Source organism: Actinoplanes siamensis (assembly GCF_016862395.1).
GTDB classification, from domain to species: domain Bacteria; phylum Actinomycetota; class Actinomycetes; order Mycobacteriales; family Micromonosporaceae; genus Actinoplanes; species Actinoplanes siamensis.
Map to the genome: position 1 here is coordinate 1 of NZ_BOMW01000077.1, position 20,011 is coordinate 20,011.

16 protein-coding genes and 1 pseudogene are annotated in these 20,011 nt (G+C 67.7%); 6 read left to right on the forward strand and 11 right to left on the reverse strand.

The window, feature by feature from the left end; translation table 11 throughout:
- Positions 1–171: 171 nt before the first annotated feature.
- From Asi03nite_RS33290 to Asi03nite_RS33310, 5 genes are all read right to left on the reverse strand, one after another.
- Positions 172–801: a hypothetical protein gene (locus Asi03nite_RS33290; protein ID WP_203684488.1), complete on the reverse strand. Its 630-nt coding sequence runs from the start codon at positions 799–801 to the stop codon at positions 172–174.
- Between the two features lie 48 nt (positions 802–849).
- A complete protein-coding gene (locus Asi03nite_RS33295) occupies positions 850–1,305 on the reverse strand; it encodes a hypothetical protein (RefSeq protein ID WP_203684489.1) in 456 nt (151 codons plus the stop codon).
- 320 nt (positions 1,306–1,625) lie between these two features.
- On the reverse strand, positions 1,626–1,886 hold the full coding sequence (locus tag Asi03nite_RS33300) for a hypothetical protein (protein ID WP_203684490.1): 261 nt from the start codon (positions 1,884–1,886) through the stop codon (positions 1,626–1,628).
- A 38-nt stretch (positions 1,887–1,924) separates the two neighbouring features.
- Positions 1,925–4,534, reverse strand: a complete 2,610-nt coding sequence (locus Asi03nite_RS33305; protein WP_203684491.1) for an FtsK/SpoIIIE domain-containing protein — start codon at positions 4,532–4,534, stop codon at positions 1,925–1,927.
- 128 nt (positions 4,535–4,662) lie between these two features.
- Positions 4,663–5,376, reverse strand: a complete 714-nt coding sequence (locus tag Asi03nite_RS33310) for a creatininase family protein (protein ID WP_203684492.1) — start codon at positions 5,374–5,376, stop codon at positions 4,663–4,665.
- 328 nt (positions 5,377–5,704) lie between these two features.
- Here Asi03nite_RS33310 and Asi03nite_RS33315 point away from each other — a divergent pair.
- Positions 5,705–6,541, forward strand: a pseudogene (locus Asi03nite_RS33315) (ISAzo13 family transposase); the annotation flags it as partial.
- Between the two features lie 159 nt (positions 6,542–6,700).
- Here Asi03nite_RS33315 and Asi03nite_RS33320 read toward each other — a convergent pair.
- Both Asi03nite_RS33320 and Asi03nite_RS33325 read right to left on the reverse strand, forming a co-directional pair.
- Positions 6,701–6,979: a hypothetical protein gene (locus Asi03nite_RS33320; RefSeq protein ID WP_203684493.1), complete on the reverse strand. Its 279-nt coding sequence runs from the start codon at positions 6,977–6,979 to the stop codon at positions 6,701–6,703.
- 857 nt (positions 6,980–7,836) lie between these two features.
- Positions 7,837–8,358 carry a hypothetical protein gene (locus tag Asi03nite_RS33325; protein WP_239103102.1) on the reverse strand — a complete coding sequence of 174 codons (522 nt, stop codon included), beginning with the start codon at positions 8,356–8,358 and terminating at the stop codon, positions 7,837–7,839.
- A 1,730-nt stretch (positions 8,359–10,088) separates the two neighbouring features.
- Between Asi03nite_RS33325 and Asi03nite_RS33330 the strand changes: the two genes are divergently transcribed.
- The 3 genes from Asi03nite_RS33330 to Asi03nite_RS33340 are packed head-to-tail and all read left to right on the forward strand — an operon-like array spanning position 10,089 to position 11,926.
- On the forward strand, positions 10,089–11,279 hold the full coding sequence (locus tag Asi03nite_RS33330) for a WXG100 family type VII secretion target (protein WP_203684494.1): 1,191 nt from the start codon (positions 10,089–10,091) through the stop codon (positions 11,277–11,279).
- A gap of 30 nt (positions 11,280–11,309) precedes the next feature.
- Positions 11,310–11,612, forward strand: a complete 303-nt coding sequence (locus Asi03nite_RS33335) for a hypothetical protein (protein WP_203684495.1) — start codon at positions 11,310–11,312, stop codon at positions 11,610–11,612.
- Between the two features lie 53 nt (positions 11,613–11,665).
- Entirely contained in the window at positions 11,666–11,926 is a 261-nt protein-coding gene (locus tag Asi03nite_RS33340; RefSeq protein WP_203684496.1) for a hypothetical protein, read from the forward strand.
- 126 nt (positions 11,927–12,052) lie between these two features.
- Here the strand turns inward: Asi03nite_RS33340 and Asi03nite_RS33345 are convergent, their stop codons facing one another.
- Positions 12,053–13,579, reverse strand: a complete 1,527-nt coding sequence (locus tag Asi03nite_RS33345; protein WP_203684497.1) for a plasmid pRiA4b ORF-3 family protein — start codon at positions 13,577–13,579, stop codon at positions 12,053–12,055.
- 232 nt (positions 13,580–13,811) lie between these two features.
- Here Asi03nite_RS33345 and Asi03nite_RS33350 point away from each other — a divergent pair, with 232 nt between their 5' ends.
- Complete coding sequence (locus Asi03nite_RS33350; protein WP_203684498.1) at positions 13,812–17,087, forward strand: DEAD/DEAH box helicase; 3,276 nt, start codon at positions 13,812–13,814, stop codon at positions 17,085–17,087.
- 271 nt (positions 17,088–17,358) lie between these two features.
- On the opposite strand, the gene Asi03nite_RS33355 is transcribed toward Asi03nite_RS33350, so the two are convergent.
- A complete protein-coding gene (locus Asi03nite_RS33355) occupies positions 17,359–18,594 on the reverse strand; it encodes a glycosyltransferase family 39 protein (RefSeq protein WP_203684499.1) in 1,236 nt (411 codons plus the stop codon).
- A 125-nt stretch (positions 18,595–18,719) separates the two neighbouring features.
- Positions 18,720–18,932: a hypothetical protein gene (locus Asi03nite_RS33360; protein WP_203684500.1), complete on the reverse strand. Its 213-nt coding sequence runs from the start codon at positions 18,930–18,932 to the stop codon at positions 18,720–18,722.
- Positions 18,933–18,997: 65 nt separating this feature from the next.
- On the opposite strand from Asi03nite_RS33360, the gene Asi03nite_RS33365 reads away from it, so the two are divergent.
- The gene (locus Asi03nite_RS33365) at positions 18,998–19,360 is read left to right on the forward strand and encodes a hypothetical protein (RefSeq protein WP_203684501.1); all 363 of its coding nucleotides are present in this window, start codon (positions 18,998–19,000) and stop codon (positions 19,358–19,360) included.
- Between the two features lie 72 nt (positions 19,361–19,432).
- Here the strand turns inward: Asi03nite_RS33365 and Asi03nite_RS33370 are convergent, their stop codons facing one another.
- A complete protein-coding gene (locus Asi03nite_RS33370; protein WP_203684502.1) occupies positions 19,433–19,990 on the reverse strand; it encodes an AMIN-like domain-containing (lipo)protein in 558 nt (185 codons plus the stop codon).
- Positions 19,991–20,011 lie beyond the last annotated feature (21 nt).

Sequence of the window (20,011 nt, forward strand, 5' to 3'; positions counted from 1 at the left end):
TTACGGACAACAGTTCTGGCCAGGCGCTTAGGTATTTCCGGTGGACTTACATTCCCTCTTGGAAAGGATGCTCGCCTTCTTCCGCACGGCCGGCATCCCGGTGCACGATCCAAACCTGACCGGCCCGGATGCGGTACTCGGGGGCTGATCCCGGCTGCGGGTGACGGCCCGTCAGAGCAGGGCTGTCACGACGAGAAGGACCAGCCAGCAGGCCACGGTGCCCAGGACGCAGATCAGCCCACCGATCCGGACCATGTGATCGACCTGGTTCAGCGTCTGCATCCGCGGACGGGCGAACACCGAGATGACGATGTACCCGGCGAAGAACGCGAGGGCCGGCAGGCCGCACAGCGACCACAGCACGAGGCCTGCCGACCTGTTCGAAGCCAGGGAGGAGAGTCCGCAGGCCACCAGCCACATGGCCAGTGTCGAAGCCGAGTAGACCAGCACATTGCGGCCGGTCGGCGACATCGACGGAAGCAGGACTGGGCGCATGCCCCGCTCCTCAGCCTGTCTCGCCTCGGCGTCTGCCTGGTCGAGAGCTTCCCGCGCTCGACGTACGGCTTCGTCCAGGTCGTTGAGACCGGTGTTCGTCACGCCGTCGAGTGCCGGCTGCGGTTCTCGCAGTCGCTGACCCAAGCCGAGGAGGTGCTCACGTTGAACGACCAGCCGTCGTTGCAGTTGATCGACCGCGGCGCGGGCAGCCGAGACACGTTGCTGGAGATCCTCCTTCCTCACCGCCTCCCGGCTCTGCAGGTCGGCGAGCCGACGAGACAGCTCGGTGTATTCAGCCCACTGCACAACGCCTCCCCAGCACGACGCTCGGATCCGGACCGGAAGTTGAAAGGGCTACAGCGCCGAGCCGGCCTCGATCGCGGCCTCAGCGCGGTCGAGGTGGTCCCACCATTCCTCATCGTCTTTCCGGTGGGAGGACAGGAGGTTCGCGGCAACGACAAACGCCACGATGATCACTCTGTCCATCGGAAGGACCTGATCAACACGTGCCTTGTCGTAGGCGGCAGTCAGATACAGGACTACCTCGTGTTCCGAGACATCCGTCCATCCTTCGTCTTCAACGACGTTGTGAGCGACCTCAGCGGTCTCCTCACTCGTCGGCCGTCGGCCGTTGTAGCGCTCGGATAGGGCGAACAGTGCCGCGCCTGCAGCCAGACGAATGCCGATGGTCATGGCTTCGTTGTCAGGGAAGGCTGCGATGGCTCGCTGCAGACGGTCGGGCTCTTGCCCCACCACTGCGGCAAGCGACTCTCGTACAAGTTCTTCTGTACGGCTATCAATCACGGTCACTTGTCGTCCTTCCGGTCCTGCTGCCTTTTGTCCATCCACGTCTTCACCGCGCCGATGGCGCCAACGGCACCGAGCACGGCGCCTCCGATCGCCTTCGCGGAGAGTGGCATGAACTCCGCGAGCGCAGCCCAAGCCGTTCCCGCTGTGGCGCCGGCGGCACCTATGGCCTCAACGCTGGCCCGCGGGCCCCGACGCGGGGGGTGGTTCTTCCGCCGGTCAGCATCGCGACGCTTCCGTTCCCGCCCTCGCTGCTCTTCGTTCGCTCGCGATCCTGATCGCGGCGGAGGGCGCGAGCCGCCTTGCTGGGCACCACCCCCTCTTCAAGTGCCGTCGGCTACGGCATGGGCTTGGGTGATCATGTCGTTGGCGATATCGAGGGTGCCTTGGACCTGCTGCGACAGCTTCTCGATGCTCTCCTTGACGGCGCTGAGTCCGGCGACGGTGGCGGTGGCACCGAGGACGACGGCTTGCGACATCGCGTCGTCGGCCTTGGCGGTCGCGCTGGCGGCGGCGTTGCTGGTGTCGTTGAGTTCGTCGACCACCGCCTGCAGCGCGGCGATGACTTCCTCGATTGCGGACATGGTGGATACCTCCTTCCTGTACGTCTACAGCTGTCGGCTCACGCCGGTTCGTTGATCTCGTCGTGCCGCCCGGGGCGCACGAACGGCACGACCAGTCGTTGGCGCTGGTCGTGGCGGTCGAGCAGCAGGGCGCGGTTGGGTCGCATCTGCCAGGTCAGCGTGTGGTCGCCGAGCAGTGAAGCCAGTTCACTGCCGGGCACGTTGAGCGCGACCAGGCAGGCGACGTCTTCACGGCCGGCGGATCCGCCGATGGCGTCGGAGAAGCGGCGCGCTCCGCGCCACCAACTCAGCAGGTGTACGCCGTAGCCGGGGCCTTGGCGCAGCACGGTGCGCAGGTCGTCGAGGCCGGTGCGCCGGTCCGGCCCGCGCTCGTTGAGCAGCGGCACCACGACATCGGCGGCGAACGTGACCAGGTACGTCGGCTGCGGGACGGCGGCGAGTTCGGCCAGACTGGCGCGCAGCCCTGCGGCATCGACCTCCGCGCAGTCGTGCCCGGCTCCGGTGAGAACGGCGACCAAGTCGTCGACCACTTCATCGGCGACGGCGGCGAACCCGGCGATCACGAACCGCACCGTGCCGGGCTCATGCTGGCGAGCGAGACTCGCTGCCGCGGCGTGCAGCACGTCCGCTCCGACCGTGGAGGTGCCCAGGACGGCCAGATGCCGTCCGGGCACCGCGTCGAGGGCGAACCCGACCGTGGGCAGCCCGACGTCCACAGCCCGGCCGACCAGGGCTTGGCGGCGGCGGACCTGTGGCGTCAGCGCTTGGTACAGCGGGTCGTCGCCGATCTGGTACTCGGCGTAGCCGGCGAACACCGCGGGTGGCTCGTTGAGCGGGGAGCGTGCCCGCCACAGCGTGTGCCGGTGGGTGGTGAGCGAGGCGGCGTCGGCTTCGGGGAAACGTACGACCCGGTTCGCCTCGGCTACGCCGCCTGCGGTGTTGACGATCGCGGAGCCGACCGGCAGGCCGTCGGCGGCGGTGTTGCCGGCGTCGAGGATGCCGGAGCCGCCGGGCAGAGCGATCCGCAGCGGGAACTGCCCGAAGATCGAGTCCTTCTTCGCGTACAGGGCATCGATCCCGGCGATGGTCTGCGATGCCAGGATCAAATGGATGCCGTACGAGCGTCCCTTGCGCGCCAGCTCCTCCAGGGCGGCGACGGCGTCGCGGGCCAGGCTGTCGTTGCCGGCGAACTGCACCTGGAACTCGTCGATGACCACCACCAGCCGGGGCATCGCGGCATCCGGGTTACCGGCCCGCAGTGCGGCGAGCTTGGTGACACCGGCGGCCTTCAGCGCACCGGCACGCCGGTTCATCTCCCGGGTCAGGGCTCGAAGCACCGCGAGGCCGTACTCGCAGTCGGACTCGATGCCGACGGTTCGCGCGTGCGGTACCCAGGACGGGTCGTTGCCGGTCGGGGTAAACTCGACGAACGAGACGCCTTCCTTGAAGTCGAGCAGATACAGCCCGAGTTCGTCCGGGGAGTATCGCGAAGCCAGCGCGTACAGCAGGACCAGCAGCAAGTTCGTCTTGCCGGCGCCGGAGCGCCCGGCCAGCAGCATGTGCGGGGTCGCGTCGTCCAGCACGATCTCGTACGGAATCCGTCCGCCACGGCCGACCACCGCTCGTAGCCCGGTGGCGGACGACTCCTGCCAGATCTGCTCGGGCATCAGCGACCCGAAATCGGTACGCCGGGATGCCGCCGCGGTCGTGGCCGCGCGCCGGCACACCGCGGCGACGACGTCCTCGCTCGCTCCCGCGTCCAATCGCATCAACGCTGGTAAGCCCGTGTTGTCCGGCGACAGCCGATACGGGCCGGGTGGCTCCGACATCCGCCACCAGCCGTCGCCCGCCGAGCTCAGAAAGGTCGTGTAGTCCAACCGGGGTGGCCCGTCGCCGTGTAGCAGCGACGGCGGCCAGCCCGCGAGTAGCAGATGCACTCGGGCCGACGGGCCGGCATGGGCGATCGCGGCCAGCCGCGCCCAGTCCTCGCGGCTGTGGCCCGTCGGCAAGGCGGCGACCGCGAGCACGAGCACGGGCGGCTCGGTCAGATCGCCGGACTGCACCGCGGTGATCTGCTGCTCCGCCTCCTCAAGCGTGGCCCGCCAGCCGCTGAGGTTGGTGGCCGCGGGAGCCCAGACCTCGGCGTCGACCAGCGGCCGGAACGCCGCGAACGTTGCGCCGAGCATCGCCCCGTCGACCGGTAGCACCCGGACCACGCCTTCCGGCAGGGCGGCGAAGGTACGCAGCAGGATGCCGCGGAACCACGCGGCGACCCTCCGGTCTCGGGCATCGGTGTCGATCGCCAGGTGGCCCGCGCCGACGAAGGGAGCGGCGACCCAGAACGTCCGATCGGCGATCGGCTGTGCCTCGCCCACCTTGACGAACAGCGGGCCATCCGGCACGACATCGTGGCCCACGGGCCGGTCGACGATGGAGCCGTCCAGCGGCTGACCGCGCCAGCCCTCGAGCCCCGTTCGGGCGAGATGTCGCAGGCGGGCAGTCAGTTGCCGTAGCTCATGGTCCGCCGCGGCACCCGCGAACTGGTCAGTCTCCAGGCCTTGGACCGTGGCCTGGGCGTCGAGCAGCAGCGATGCCGCCTGACGGTGCAAATAAGCCGCGCGCCCCAGAAACTGCGCGATCGAACCCATCGCAGCCTCCCCGTAGCGATGCGGCATCAACCGGGCGTCACCCTATCGGATGCAAGCACCTTGAGTAAGGCCGAAGTATCGCTGCGTATCGAACGGCAACACCGGACGGTCAGGTTCGATGTGGACGGTCACCGAGCTGCGATCAGCGCGCTCAGGTGCTCCTTGAAAGTGCTGACCAGGCTATCGAGAACCATCCTTCCCTTCTCGGCCGTTCCGGCCGACGGCATGCCGATCACTCCCGTCCGCGTGTAGGCCGCCATCCCGTTCACCAGCAGCAGTTTCCGGTTGCCGGCAAGGTGGTCGGACGTCTCGACACCTTCTCGCAGTAGCTCGGGCGCGACGTGCCGGAGCAAGGAAACCTCCAGTTCACCGGCGTGCATGTCGGCATGACCATCGCTGGTCAGGCTGGCGACCCGTCGGGCTGCGCTCCAGTCTTCTCGGGCTGGGAACAAGGTCATCACCGGCTCGGCGACGTTGGCCTCCTGGACGATATTGCTGAGCACGTAGTTGCCGCCGTGCCCATTGACTACAGCGAGCCGGCTGATCCCCGATCTCCTCAGCGAGGCAAACACATCGGTGATCACGGCGGTCAGTGTGGTGTGGCTGATGCTCACCGTGCCCGGCCAAGCGCTGTGCTCGTGAGAGCAGGAGATGGTGACAGGCGGCAGCAGGAACAGGTCGTACGCGGCTGCGATGCGCTCTGCGATGGCGCAGGCCACCACGGTGTCGGTGGCCAAAGGTAGATAGGCACCGTGCTGCTCGAAACTTCCAACCGGCAGTACCGCGACGCGTGCGGCGCGCCACTTCTCTTCGTCACTGGTCGTGGTCGGCAGCGGGTTCATGGATCAATCGTTACAGGTGGCCCCCAGCAACGGCGGATCCCTCCGCGGCCGAGTTCTCGAGCGACGGGCCGCCTGCGGGTTCGAAGGCAGGTCGCAAGCGATCAGGGTCGCCATGGAGATACCAGCAGTGAACTGTTATCTGACAGAACGGAACCTGAGTGCACCTTCAGCAGCTCCGACCGAGCGGGTCTACAGGATGATTTACGGCTTTTGCACATCAGCCGTTCGGCCGATTCTGTCGCATCTACAGAACGAGAGTGTCCCCAGGATCTGACAGAACCCGTTGTGGGGATACGCGACGAGACGGTCAGCAGCCCGACCGCATCGCCAAGCGGTGGCTCGGGCCGCCGGAGTCAGCGAGACCACGGTCCGCCGTGGCGTCTGCGAACTAGGGTCCGACGCCGATCTGCCACCCGGCTGGGCGTGTCCGCCGAGCCGGTGGTGGCGGCCGCCGCGCCGAGGTGCTTGATCCAGAACTGGTGCCGGCGCTGCTCGGCCTGGTGGAGCCGGACGAACGGGGCGATCCGGGCTCACCTTTGCGGTGGACGACGAAGTCGCTGCGAAATTTAGCCGCTGAACTGCGCAGACAGGGCCGGACGGTCTCCGCGATGACGGTTGGGCGGTTACTGAAGGCCAAGGATTCAGCCTGCAGGGCACCGCCAAGACCCTGGAGGGTGATCAGCATCCCGACCGGGACGCGCAGTTTCGTTATCTCAACGACCAGGTTAAAGAGCATCAAGGCGCTGGACAGCCGGTGATCAGCGTGGATGCGAAGAAGAAGGAGCAGGTCGGACTCGTGCCGATGGCCGGGCGGGAATGGCGACCGTCCGGACAGCCGATCCAGGTCGAAGACCACAGCTTCTTCGCCGGGCCGCGGGTAGACACGGTCATCCCCTACGGGATCTATGACATGACCGCGAACACGGGCTGGGTCAACGTGGGGCTCGACCGTGACACCGCGGCGTTCGCGGCCGCTTCGGTCCGGGCCTGGTGGCGAGCGCGAGGTCGACTCGGCTATCCGCAGGCCACGCGTCTGCTGATCACCGCGGATGCGGGTGGGTCGAACAGCTATCGCTGTCGGCCCTGGAAGGCCGAGCTGGCTGCGTTCGCCGCCGAAGCAAGGCTGACGGTCGCGGTCTGTCACTTCCCGCCGGGCACCTCGAAAGCGCCAGCTCACGCCGAGCGCATGGACCACCTGCCGGTGTCCGGATTGGTGACGGAAGACAAAAGTCGCGCGCCTTCCGTCACCAATAGCACTGAATGCTGCGGCTTAGCACGCTCTCATGAGAACAAGAATATCGGCAGCAACGGGTGCCGACGCAAATCAGTCGAAGTGCCTATAGCCTTCTTCCGCGATCCTATCTGACGCCTCCTGCCCAATCACCCGCTCAAGAGCGTCGAAGATCGTGCTTCGCGCCGAAGCAAGACGTTGCCGAACATTTCTTTCCGAAACATAACTCATCAGCAAGTCCGAACTCGCTTCCCCGAAAGCAATCCGCGAAAGAATCTGGTCGAATGTGACAACAAACTCATTCAGGTCAGCGGCGACCTTGATAGCTTCGTCGACTGCCAGCTGGCAGCGCTTGCTGCCGCCCTCAGTCATCGGACCACCCTAGCGTTAGAAATCGGCAAATCACCACTCGGACGATGACCCATCTGATCCGAAGTCAGACGCCTAGTGGTCACTAGTACACTCCGTGTCCACCCTCGCGCAGGACCGCTTCGAAGGCGTTGAGCCAGATCAGAGTGGGTGCAGGTATTCGCAGGCATCGGCCGAGTGCGTGATTTCTAGACCCGCGGAACGGGCATCGCTCAATCCGTCGTGCTGATTTGGTCGCGCCCGTGCTGAAACGGTCGCCGACATCCGATCACCACCGGATCACCACGTGATCAAATCACTCTGCGTCAAAGTCGGCCGCTACCACGCTGCTCTGGCCGAAACCGAGGCCGGACAGTCAGCCGTCTGAGGGTACGCACGGTAACTGGGTGCGGGTTCCGATCGGCGAGGGGCAGACCACGATTCGATCGTCCGTGGTCCACCTGCTAGGCAGCCGTGCACCCCTGCCCACCGGGCGTTTCCCTGATTCAGGAGATGGCCGGAACCGAGGTCAGGAGCCGGCACACCCGCAAACGCATCAAGGAGAAGGCGGCCAAGAACCGGCCCGCCAGCCGCGACGGAAAACAAGCATTTTCGGAGAAACGGCCCGGCACCAAGAAGCGAAGCCTCAGGTCACGCGCCCGCCGCAACCCATTCCGTCACGGAAAGTGATGACACCCATGGTGGCACCCAACTGACACCCACGTCCAATAAGGCCGGACAGCAAGAAGGGCCCGATCCGCGTTTCCGCAGTTCAGGCCCGTCTAAATCTTGTGCGCCCGAAGGGACTCGAACCCCTAACCTTCTGATCCGTAGCCGAGGCCGGGCGTCCGTCGCGGTGCAGATTGTGTATCACCGACGTCCTACAGTGCGGAGCCCAACTGGTCGATCGCGGTGCGCGCCCACTCCTGGGCCTCAGCGCTCGTGGCGGTAGCAAGGCCGGCGCCAATTGGAGCTAGGACGCCTTTGAGTACCTTCATGGCGCGCCGGATTTTGCCCGGATCGGGCTGCTCGGCGGTCACCTCGGCGACTATCTCGGCGGCGGCTTCCTCAGCGTCGTGACGGTCGTCGTCGGTTAGCTCCACCTTCGCCAGGCCCTCCATGACTAGGGCGACGGCCTGGGCGAGGGGCTCATATCCGTGAGCTACCTGATCGCCATGGTGTTGCTGGTTGATCTCTCCACTGTTGTTCAGCGCCACCTGCGCGCCGTCGGCGTTGCCGTGGAAGATCACCCCGAAGTTGTTGTTGATCGTGGTATTAGGGAACGCGTTGCTGCCAGGCTGCAGTTGCGGATCAGCCTCGATGGGCACGCGGATCGGGTGCTTGTTGAACTCTTTTTGCATGTCGCGCATCATCCGTGCGATCTCACGCTTGTTGATCGTCACCTTGGCCAAGATCTCCTCGCTTTGATATCTCTCGCCGGGTTGAGGATACTGGGCGGCCGCCAGCGTCCAACTACCTTGCTCAGCGGCCGCAGGAAAGCCTGCGCGTTCGGTATCTTTCCGCTCGAGCGGTTCCCCATTCGGCATGTGCCCCGAAGGTTCTGATGATCCTTCTGATAGCACCTCATCGCCTGAGCAGAACGGTGTCCGCGCGGCTCGCGAAGGCTCGGTCCATTCGAGTTCTTCGGCGTATGAGCGAAGCTGATGCCACGGTATGACTTGGTGATCACTCTCCGGTACCTGTTGGAGCAGGCGTTGAAGGCGTTGGCCGCTAGTCCCGCGCCTCGGAGTCCGACCCGTGACGGTCGCGGCTAGTGCCAACGCAGTGCCGCCCCTGCCATTGATGTTGGGAAGAGGGGTGAAGGTTTCATCGACACTCCGGACCCAGCCGCCGAGTGATCCAGCGGTGTCTCTAGTCAGGTGTACCGTGTCCGGCATATTGGGAAGTAGCTCATGACTATGTTGCGGGTATAGCCGATCACCGACGGGAAGCCACGCCACATGCGTCGCGTTGAATGCATAGAGGTATAGCGCGCCGTCGCGTCGGTCCTCGCAGAGTTGCCATGTGTCGTGCCCGGTACGGTTCGTGGCAGCATCCAGTAGGTGCCGGGTTCTCGGGCTGTTCCGGTGCGAAACTGACGCCCCACGGAGGTAGTCCGCGCACTCCGTAGGCAAACTCTGGATTGGGACGACGACGGGGTCGCCCCGCATCGGGTCAGAGAACAAGCGTATGACAGCCCGGCCGACTCCGGCCGGAGTGCCAGCTGAGCCCAAGAGCAGGTGCGCAGCATCGAGAAGGCAGGTACTGGAGTTCTCGTACCCCGCTGAGTGTTCCGGCGGAGCGATCAAGGCAGCGGGCGTCCACGACCGGGCCTCGTCTACATGGATAATGTCGTTTCGTTCGGCCGCTTCCTGAACGATCACCTGGTGGACTTCCGTCGCCAGATCGGTGAAGCCGCAGCTGGGAAGTCGAACAGCCTCCTGGGCCGCATAGCGGTAAGTAAGCCAGCAATCGGTTCGATCCACTGGGATAGGACAGATGGCCGGGCGGTCACCTGGCTGCCAGGTGGCGACCACAGAGGCTTCATTGGTTGCGGCCGGCCAAACCGGCAACTTGATGTTCAAGCATGCCGCTACTTGGTCGGCTGACGCCTCGTGCCGCCGACTTCTCAATCTCGCATCGAAGGCATCGATGCCCCGTAGCCACTTGACCGGTATCTCGATACCCGGGCTCGCCCACGGCCAGCTCTTCCACCATCCGGGTTCAGGCCCGGCCAGCGCGACGACGATGCCGCAGCCCGGTGCGTCGTCCGGCCAGTCCTGTAGATGCGATGGAAGCTGGAACTCTTCAGCGAGCGCCGCGATCACCTGCGGCAAACCGATCGAAACTGTGGTGTGGTCTGCGGGGTAAACGGGCAGCAACAGGTACACATGGGCCCTATCTGGCCTGCTCATCGGTTCGAACTCCAGAGCCTCGACCGCGAACTTCTGCGCGGAAGCCGTATAGCCGAATCTGAGCCTCTTTCGATGTCCGTAGAACTTGTATCGGTAGAGATCGGGTCTAAACACCTCTCCGGGGCTGACGCCGTCGAATCGCGGTCGCTTCCACACACAGAAGATGTTCCACTACATCAGCGTTTGTCGACGAGTACGCGAGGGCCTGTAACCATCTGGTGGCCGTGCCGACAAGTCTCGATCTCACCGCTAGTGCCTTCGACGGCACGCTGGGCAGCGTCGGCGGCACCTTGGACCTGCTCGGAACCGTGCTCGACCCGCTCGGCTCACTGGTCGCCTGGGGCGTTGGCTGGCTGATGGAACACGTACGTCCACTCCGTGAGGCCCTGGACTGGCTCGCCGGCCAACCCGATGAGATCGCCGCACATGCTGCGACCTGGCGTAATGTCGCCACGGCCACGACCGCCACCCTTCAGCACTACGCCGACGCCATCCGCGACCAGACGACCGGATGGTCAGGCACCTCCGGCGACGCCTACCGGCATCACGCGGCGCAACAGCTCGACGCCCTCGGCGGCATCGCCAACGCGACCGAGGGAATCTCGTACGCCGTCGAAGGTGCCGGCCTGCTCGTCGGCCTGGTCCGCGGCATCGTTCGCGATCTGATAGCCCAGTTCGTGGCCACCCTCGCCGCCCGGCTGCCTCAATGGCTGGCCGAAGAGGGCTTGACCCTCGGCTTCGCCACTCCCGTGGTCATCAGCCAGGTAAGCGCCTTGGTCGCCAAATGGGTCAACCGGATCCAAGGCTTCATCCGAGCACTACTGAACAGCCTGCGCCGGCTAAACGGCAAAATCACCGACCTTAGCCGCATACTGGACGAGCTCAAGAACAAACTTGGCAGGCTCAGCCGCTCCGACCCGACGACAAGCACCTCCGACGCGACCGCGTGGATACGCCAGACCGGCGGTGAGTTGCGACGCCCCCGCGGCGACATCGATTTCGAAGAGTATTGGGCTGATCATGCCTACGAAACTTTCCGGGCCTCCGACGACGAACTTCCCGCCATTGCCGCGACCGCCCAGGAATACGGTTTCAGCCCCGATGACATCACGACCATCAAAAATCACATTTTCCGCGACGAGCATCTACTCGACCTCTACGGAGATCAAATCGTCGCGCGCTTCGACGCCAACCCGCGCATGGCAGAGGCATGGCAGCGACTGGCCGCCGGCAACCCTCACCCGGCCGACATCGACTTGCTGCGACACGAACGTTTCGAAGCGCAGTACATGGCCGGAACCGGCGACCCGAGCTACGGACGTGCGCATACCGCCACCATCGAGGCCGGATTCACATGGGATCCTGAAGCGGCGGCACGAGATGGGATCGGTTATCAGCGAAATTACTAGACGCCAGGTCGGCTTGGGAGGACGCCAGCAATGACTGCCTCGATCGGGATCTGGGCGCAGGGGGACCGAACCGGCGAAAGTATCCTTTACCGGTGGGAAGCCGACCAGCAGACCGGTTTCGTGATCTTCGAAGTGCCGACCCGGAGAATTCGCCCCGCGGACGACAGCGGCCAGCCAATCGGGGATCTACTGTTCGACCCCACCGAAGGTGAGCCGTCCGGCACGGCGGCTGGCGTGAACCGACGACTTTTCAACCAGGTGGTCGTCGCGATCATGCGCGCATATCGACGCTCCGGAGCTGCGCCTGCAACCGCGCACGCCTACTACTACTGAGGTCAGGACGAAGCGAACGACTTCGAAGCGCCTGAACGGCGCAGGAGTACGCCATGACGAGATTGCGGTTCCACATCAGCGAGGTATTCGACATACCGGCGCGGGGTGGTTTGATCGCCGTAGGACGGATTCGCGATGGCGAGATCGTTGGCGTCCCGCGCCTCCGTGACGACACCAGTGGAAATCTTGTCCACGTGCTCGCGATCGATCATCCCACGCCCCGCACTCGACGTACCGGTGAGACCATCCTGGTCGTCGATCGAGCAGACGCCGAATATGTCGAGGTGGGGCGCATCTGGACCGTCGAAGGCTAGTCGAGGTCGAGACATGGTCGAGCGAGCCGAGCGGCTTGCGGGGCAGCTCATGGACTGTGGCGATGAGCTTGGTGGCGCCGGCCCTGCCGCTGACGCCACGTTCCCAACCAGCCTGGACAGGTCTGGTCACCGCGCGCTTCTCAGCTGCTGATTCACCTGCTCCAGGTCGAACGTCGCCGGGTTGAACCGGCTCGCGTCGGTCAGGCCCAGCCACTCCAGCCGGTCCCGGTGTTCCTCATGGGCGGGATCGGCGAGGATCTCGATCAGTTCCTGGTAACCCCAGATGCCGCCGCAGTCGTCGGGTGGGGCCGCCCGCCGCCCGCCGGTACACAGTGGGTACTCGAGACTGGGATCCGCGGGCGTCACCTTCTCGACCAGGATCTCGTGCTCCCAGTTGTCGCCGAAGTCGTAGGTGTACCGGAACTTGTCAGTCACCCCGTGTGCGACCTGTTCCAGGGTCACCGGCCCGTCCGAACGATGCCCGAGGTCACGGTCGGCGCGGCCGAACTGGCCGTAGTCCGTGTCGAAGACGTGCAGGTGGCCGCCGTGCCAGCCGAATGCCGCGAGAAGCGCGTGGTGCAGCCGGTTCAACGTGATGTCGCCGGGCACCAGCAGCCGTCGCCAGATCGGCGGCTTCGCGCCCCGCAGGCTGACCTTGAGCTGGTAGGCCGGGGCCGGCCCGTTCGACTTCTTCCGTTTGGCCGGCAGCTTCGCCGGCTGCCGCCGGCGCTGGGAAGGCAGGTCGGGGCCGGGAGCGCCGAGCCCGCCGGAGCGGCCGATCAACGCGGCGAACTGCTGCAACACGTCCAGCGGAATGCGGTTGCCGGCATGCGGGGACGCGACAGCGCCACGCGGCCGGCGCGCCGGCGGCAAGGTGGCCAGCCGGCTACGGGTGAGCACGGCGAGCGGGGCGTACCCGGGTCCGTCCTCATCCACCAGATCCAGGTCTTCCGGACTCTCGGCCGGCCCGTCCTCCGCATCGTGGTCGGCGCGGATTTCGAGCGCCTGCTCGGCATACCAGCGGAACTCGGGCGCATTCAGCGTCTTGGTCTTTATGGTCACCCCGTCGCCCCGGGCATTCTGGTGGATCCCCGCCACCAGGGTCGGTAGTTCGTCTTCCCCGACCAGGTAGATCTCGTCCGCGGCGCCGCAATTCTCGTGATCGACCACGATGACGAGCGCGTGTCCACGACCAGCGCGCTGAAAAACGCCGATCAACACCGACATCGTGTCCTCCGCGTCATACATCCGGGTGAACGGCCCGGCGGTCAGCGGCTGCGCCAGACGGTCCGCCCACGCCGGCGCCGCGACACCGGCACCGACCAGCCGCTCGGCCGCCGCCCGCGCAGCTGCGGCGACCGACCCTGGCTCGTCGCCGGCCACTGCGCTGATCGCGGCGAGCAGAGTCAGGGCCGCACGAGTGCCACGCGCCTCGACCGCGGGGACCAGCGCATCAGCGAAAGCGGTCAACGAGGCGTCTCCGTCGGACTGCGCCAACGCCACGAAGAACGCACCGGCCAGCTCCGCGTCCAGCGGATCCTCGGTCTCCGCCAAGGTGGCGGCGTCCTCGATGAGATCGGCCAGCATCCGACCGGGATCGGCCGTACCGCCGACACAGTCCGGGCAGTCACATGCCTGCTTCTCATCGGCCACGACAGCTAGTTTCCCGCGCCGCGCGGATTCGGCTGCCGCGCGGTTCCGGGGACGTCGGCTACCAGAACTCATCGCACCAGTCTGCACCGCTGACCAGATTCCGCCTCACTCACTCACCGGGGAAGAAGACGACTCCTCCCGCGAACCCGCGACATCCCCCTTCTCGGGGACATCGTGTGCGCTGCTGATCGTCAACCGTCTAGAGTGGCACCGGCTGCGGCGAAAGGCGACCATGGCGAAACTGGTCCTCTCCCCGAAGGAAGCGATTCTCCGCGACCTGGTCGGAACCCCCACCTTCCTGCGGGCGCGAGCAGCGGTGACCGATGGGCAGATCGAGGTCCAGGTTGTCAGCGGGTCCGGTCAAGCGGTCGGCAAGGTCCGCGACGGCGGCGTCGTGACCGGCGAGATCGTCGCCGATCCGGTGCCCGCCTTGTCGGGCGTCTGCACCTGCGCCGACGCGGACTGCGCCCACATCGTGGCACTGCTGATCGCCGCCCAGCGGGAGGCCGGGGAAGAAAACGTCCCGGCCGCCGGGGAGAAAAACGTCCCGGCCGCCGGGGAGAAGAAGTCCCCGGCGCCGGCGCAGCGGCGGCCCGGGACCAGCCGGTGGGAGTCCCAGCTGTCCGCCTGGGTGCGGGAGGTGGCCGGAACGCCGCCGCCCCCGGAGCCCGCGGAGCCCGGGATCGGTCTGCAGTTCGAGGTGGTCACCGCCTATCTTCCGCGGAGCCGCGGGACCGGGCAGCGGATCTCGATGCGCCCGGTGCTGCCCGGCCGCAAGGGCTGGGTGCGCACCGGGATCAGCTGGCACTCGATCGGCTACGCCGGGGGCCGCTCACGGCAACTGGAGCAGTACCGCCGCCTGCTCACCGAGATCCTCGAACTGTCCGGCTCCCGCACGCGCTACTACGGCAGCCCCAGCGCGAACATCTTCCTCGACGAGTTCGCCAGCCGGCGCGTCTGGGATCTGCTGGCGGAGGCGCAGGAGTCCGGCCTGCCGTTGGTGCAGCCCGGCAAGAACGCCCGGCCGGTGGTGGTGGCACGCCGCCCGGCCCGGGTGTCGATGCGGGTGGACCGGGTCGACGGTGACCTGTCGGTGCAGGCCGTGGTGCAGGACGACGGCCTGCCGGTGGACCTGGAGAGCGCCCTCTTCATCGGTGATCCGGCGCACGGCATCGCCTCCTGGGGCGTCCGCGGTGAGGCCGGGCCGGCGGGAGTCCTGCGGTTGGCTCCGCTGGCCCGGCCGCTTCCGGGCTCGACCCGCAAGGTCCTGACGGCGCCGAGCATCCGGATTCCCGGCCAGCAGGAGCAGCGGTTCTTCGCCGAGTTCTACCCCGGTCTGGTCCGGCAGGTGGAGGTGGTGCCGGCCGGGCCCGCGGTGAGCCTGCCCGCGGTGGGGGCTCCGGTCCTCACCGTGACGCTGACCGCTGAACGCGGGCACCGTCTGCGGTTGCGCTGGGACTGGGTGGTCGAGGTGGGCGGTGGCCGGCACGGCGAGCCGCTCTGGTCGTCGGCGTTGTCGGAAGAGCAGACCGATGTCGTACAGCGGGTGGCTGATCTTGTTGGGTCTGGCCTGCTCGAAGCGGGCCCGCTCGGGCCCCGGCTCGCCGCCGGATCGGAGCTCGGCGGCGACGCGATGATCCATTTCTTGAGTACGACCGTGCCCGCCCTGGCCGATCTCGGTGTCCGCGTGATCGAGCCGGAGGACGGCTGGGACCTGCAGGAGAGCGACGCGGCGCCGGTCATCACGTTCGCCGGTGCCGCACAGGCCGGCGAACCGGACTGGTTCGACCTGTCAGTCCAGGTCCAGGTCGGCGGCGAACAGGTCGACTTCGAGGCGCTGTTCGTCGCCCTCGCCCGCGGCCAGGAGTTCCTGATCCTGCCCAGTGGTGTCTACTTCGGCCTGGAGCAGCCGGAGTTCCAGCAGCTGCGCACACTGATCGAGGAGTCGCGTGCGCTCACCGACAGCCCGCCGGGGGTGCTGCGGGTCGGCCGGTTCCAGGCCGGTGTCTGGGACGAGTTGGGCGAGTTGGGTGAGCTGGCCGGCCAGGCCGCCGACTGGCAGCGTACGGTGGCCGCGCTCAGCGCTGCCGGCGTGCTCCTCGACCAGCCGGTGCCGGCCGAGGTGCACGCCGAACTGCGTCCCTACCAGCAGGAGGGTTTCCGCTGGCTGGCAGCGTTGCACGACAACGGGCTCGGCGGCATCCTGGCCGACGACATGGGTCTGGGCAAGACGCTGCAGGCGCTCGCCCTGCTGTGCCATGCCCGTAAACACGGCCGGTTCCTGGTCGTCGCGCCGGCCAGCGTCGTGCACAACTGGGTGGCCGAGGCGGGTCGCTTCACCCCCGATCTCGAGGTCCGGGCGATCACGTCGACCTCGGCCCGGCGAGGAACCGATCTGGCTGAGGCGATCGGGCAGGCCGATGTCGTGGTCACCTCGTACACGCTGTTCCGCCTGGAACATGACGACTACGCGGCGATGGACTGGGCCGGCCTGGTGCTCGACGAGGCGCAGTTCGTGAAGAACCCGCAGTCACAGGCGTACAAGTGCGCGCGCCGCCTCCCGGCACCCTTCAAGATCGCCATCACCGGCACCCCGATGGAGAACAACCTGACCGAGCTGTGGGCGCTCTGCTCGATCGCGGCGCCCGGCCTCTTTCCCCGGCTCGACCGGTTCACCGAGTACTACCGCGCCCCGATCGAACGCGAGCGCGACCAGGACCGGCTGGCCCAGTTGCGCCGCCGGATCCGCCCGCTGGTGCTGCGCCGCCGCAAGAACGAGGTCGCCGCCGAACTGCCGGCCAAGCAGGAACAGGTGGTCGATGTCCTCCTCTCGCCCGCGCACCGCAAGGTCTACCAGCAGTACCTGCAGCGGGAGCGGCAGAAGGTGCTCGGCCTGCTCGGCGATCTGGAGAAGAACCGGTTCGAGATCTTCCGCTCGCTGACGCTGCTCCGGCAGGCCAGTCTGGACCTGGCGCTGGTCGGCGATCAGCACCGCGCGGTCTCCTCGACCAAGCTCGACCTGCTCGTGGAGCAACTCACCGACATCGTCGCGGAGGGCCACCGCACGCTGGTGTTCAGCCAGTTCACCCGCTTCCTCGGCAGCGCGCGGGAGCGGTTGGAGCAGGCCGGCATCGTCTGCGCATACCTGGACGGCACCACACGTGATCGCAAGCGGGTGGTCGAGGAGTTCAAGACCGGCGCCGCGCCGGTCTTCCTGATCAGCCTGAAGGCCGGCGGGTTCGGCCTGAACCTGACCGAGGCGGACTACTGCATCCTGCTGGACCCGTGGTGGAACCCGGCGACGGAGGCGCAGGCGGTGGACCGGGCCCACCGCATCGGGCAGACCCGCAACGTGATGGTCTATCGCCTGGTGGCGCGGGACACCATCGAGGAGAAGGTGATGGCCTTGCAGGCCCGCAAGGCCGAACTGTTCGCCGGGGTGATGGACGGCGGAGAATTCGCGTCCGCCGCACTCACCGCCGCCGACATCCGCGAACTCCTCGGTTAGCTCCCAGGCGACCGAATCGCATTTGAATCACGCGGACTCGGCTGGATGGAGAGATGCCCCCGACATCGGCGCGACGTCGGAGCATGCCGATGACGGCGGTGCGGTTCCACGTCGACGAGGGCAGGCGGAGAGCGCGGATGGCGGCGTAGGCGGCGCCCGCCGGGACCATGCCGTCGTCGAGGGGCAGGCGCGGGGCGGCACGTCAAGGGGCCGGCGCGACGCCGAGCAAGCCGGCACACCGGAACGAGGCGGCACGCCGAGCGGGTCGGTGTCAGGGGGAGAACGTCCACACCGTGCCGAGATAAATCCCGTAGCCGGTCGAGATCACGGTCAGCGTCGCCAGCACCGCGACTGCCACCGGCCGCCGCGCCCGGGCCAGAGCCGCCGCGGCCGGCAGCAGCAACGGGAACGCCGGCAGCAGCAGCCGGGCCTTGGAGTGGTAGTACCCGTGGCCGAAGAAGGACATCGCCAGGAGCACCGCCGAGAACAGCTTGAGCTGCCACGGCACCCGCGCGGTGACGAGCACGACGAGCAGCCCGATCGCCACGACCAGGGTGAGGGTGACCGCGTACATCGCCGGCGGGGACGACTCGCTCAGCAGTGTGCCGATCGTCGAGACGGTGTACTGACCCCAGTCGTACGTCATCTTCCAGGCGTCGTTCTGCACGTGGAAGTAACCGTCCGGGCGGCCCAGGCGGTCGCCGACCCAGGCCATGTGGCCGAGCAGGCCGAGCGGCGCGAGGACGCCACCGGCCCAGGGGCGCCAGCCGTCCCGGCGCCGGGTCACAGCGATCAGCGCGGAGAGGCCGACCACCAGGATCAGCGCGGCCGCGGTGGGGCGGGTCAGTCCGGCGAGCAGGCAGAGCAGCCCGGCGGCGAGCCAGCGGCGGCGGATCACCGCGTACAGCGACCAGGCGGCCAGCGCGGTGAACAGGGTCTCGGTGTAACCCATCGACTCGATGAAGGCGTGCGGCAGCACCGCCCAGAGCGCCGCCAGCAGGATGCCCCTGCCGCGGCCGCGCAGGTGCGCGCCGATCGCGTAGAGGCCGCCCGCCGCGGCGAGCCCGGCCAGCCAGGAGACCGCGACGCCGGCCACCTCCGGGCCGCCGGGCAGCAGCGGATCGAGCGCGGCGATCAGGGCCGGGAAGAGCGGGAAGAACGCCAGGTTCGTGGTGGCCAGGCCGCCGTCGAGCTTCAGCGGGATCGCGGTGTCGTAGCCGTACCGGACGATGCCGACATACCAGTTCGCGTCGTACGCGGAGAGCATCCGCAGTAGACCGCGTCGCTGCCCGGCCGGGATGCCCGGACCGGACGCGAACCACCAGGCCGCCGCGACGCCTGTGGCGCGCAGAACCGCGTACAGCAGGATCGCGATCGCCGGACCGAAGCGCGGCCGGACCGGCGCGGCGGCCGCGACCGGCGCCGGGATCCGCGCCGCGGGCGGCGGCCCGGGTAGCGGAGCGGGTGGGAGCGGCGACACCGGAGGGGCGATGACCCGAACCAGCACCCGACTCCGTCGGGGTGGTCGCGTCTGGCGGCGGTCGGCGCGCGGCCGCCGGCTCGGGCGTCTCGCAGGCCGCCGAACCTGCGGTCGGGCCATGCCTAAACGTTTACCCGATCCCGCGTCCGCCGTCATCGGAAGCGGCGGGCGAAAACTGAGACGGGAATGACAACCGGACGCGCGAGCGGGCCCGTCCGAGGGGTGATGAACCGACGGAAGGTGACGCGATGCGGGATGGTGCGGAAAAGGAGTACGTCGAGTACGTCGCGGCGCGGATACCCGCGTTGCGCCGGCTCGCGTTCCTCCTCGCCGGTGACGAGCACCGCGCCGACGATCTGGTGCAACAGACGATCACAGGACCGCCGATCTGCTGCGCCCCCTGGACGGGGAGCCGCGGCGCCCGTCCACCGTGGACGTCGATCTGGCGATCACGACCGCGCGCCGTAAGCGGGCGGTCCGCAACTCCGGTCTTGCCGGGGCCGCCGCGCTGACACTGGCCGCCGTCGCCGGCGGTGCACTGATGATCAACCGGCCGGTGGAGAAGGCGGAGCGCACCGCGGAGCCGGCCGCCGCGCCGGTCACCCCGCCCACAAGCCGCACGGTCGAGCAGCTGCCGGCCCCGGACGGCGCTCCCTCCGCGCTGATCTCCGGCGGCGACCCGGCCGGGAAGTACTTCGTCGGCCGGTCCTCTTCCCGGGTAGGCGGATACCAGGCGGTGATCTGGCACGACGGCGCCGGCACCGCGGTGCCGGTGGTCTGGCACTGCCGGTGAAGGCGGGGCGGTCTCGACGCGCGGGGCCGTCGGTGGGTCACCGGGCGGCCTCGCCGGCCGCCCGGTGCCGGGTCAGACCGCGACGTCGACGTAGATGCGGCCGGAGAGCTCGCCGACGCGGAACCCCTTCTTCGCGGGCAGCCCCAGGGCGAACGAGACGTAACCCTCGTAGTCGCCGACCACCGCGTACGAGGTGATCCCGGGCAGGTCGATCCGGTGCGTCCCGGTCACGGTCACCGCGCCGTCGTCGCGGTGCGCCTGTGCCGGATGCAGCACGAGCAGCAGGAACGCCTTCCCCGGGATGGTGACGACCCTGCCGGAGCCGTCCTGGCGCAGCTCGGTCACGTACTCGACGGTGTAGCCGGGCAACGCTCCCGGGATGTCCAGGACGACGCGGTCGTATCCGTCGTGCGTCGCGTAGCGGACCCGTTCGATCACCGGGACCGGTGGAACGGGTGGGTGGTGGGTGACGGTGACCGGTGTGGTGGGCCAGGCGGCCACCGCGGCGGCGGTGGCCGCCGGCGCGGCGCCGGTGGTGGCCGGCGCGGCGGTGGTGGCGGTGGCGGTGGACGCGCAACCGCCGGCGGCGATCAACGCGCTGACGATGACGAGAGCCGTGTTTCCCTTCATGGTCGTGGCCTCCGTATACGC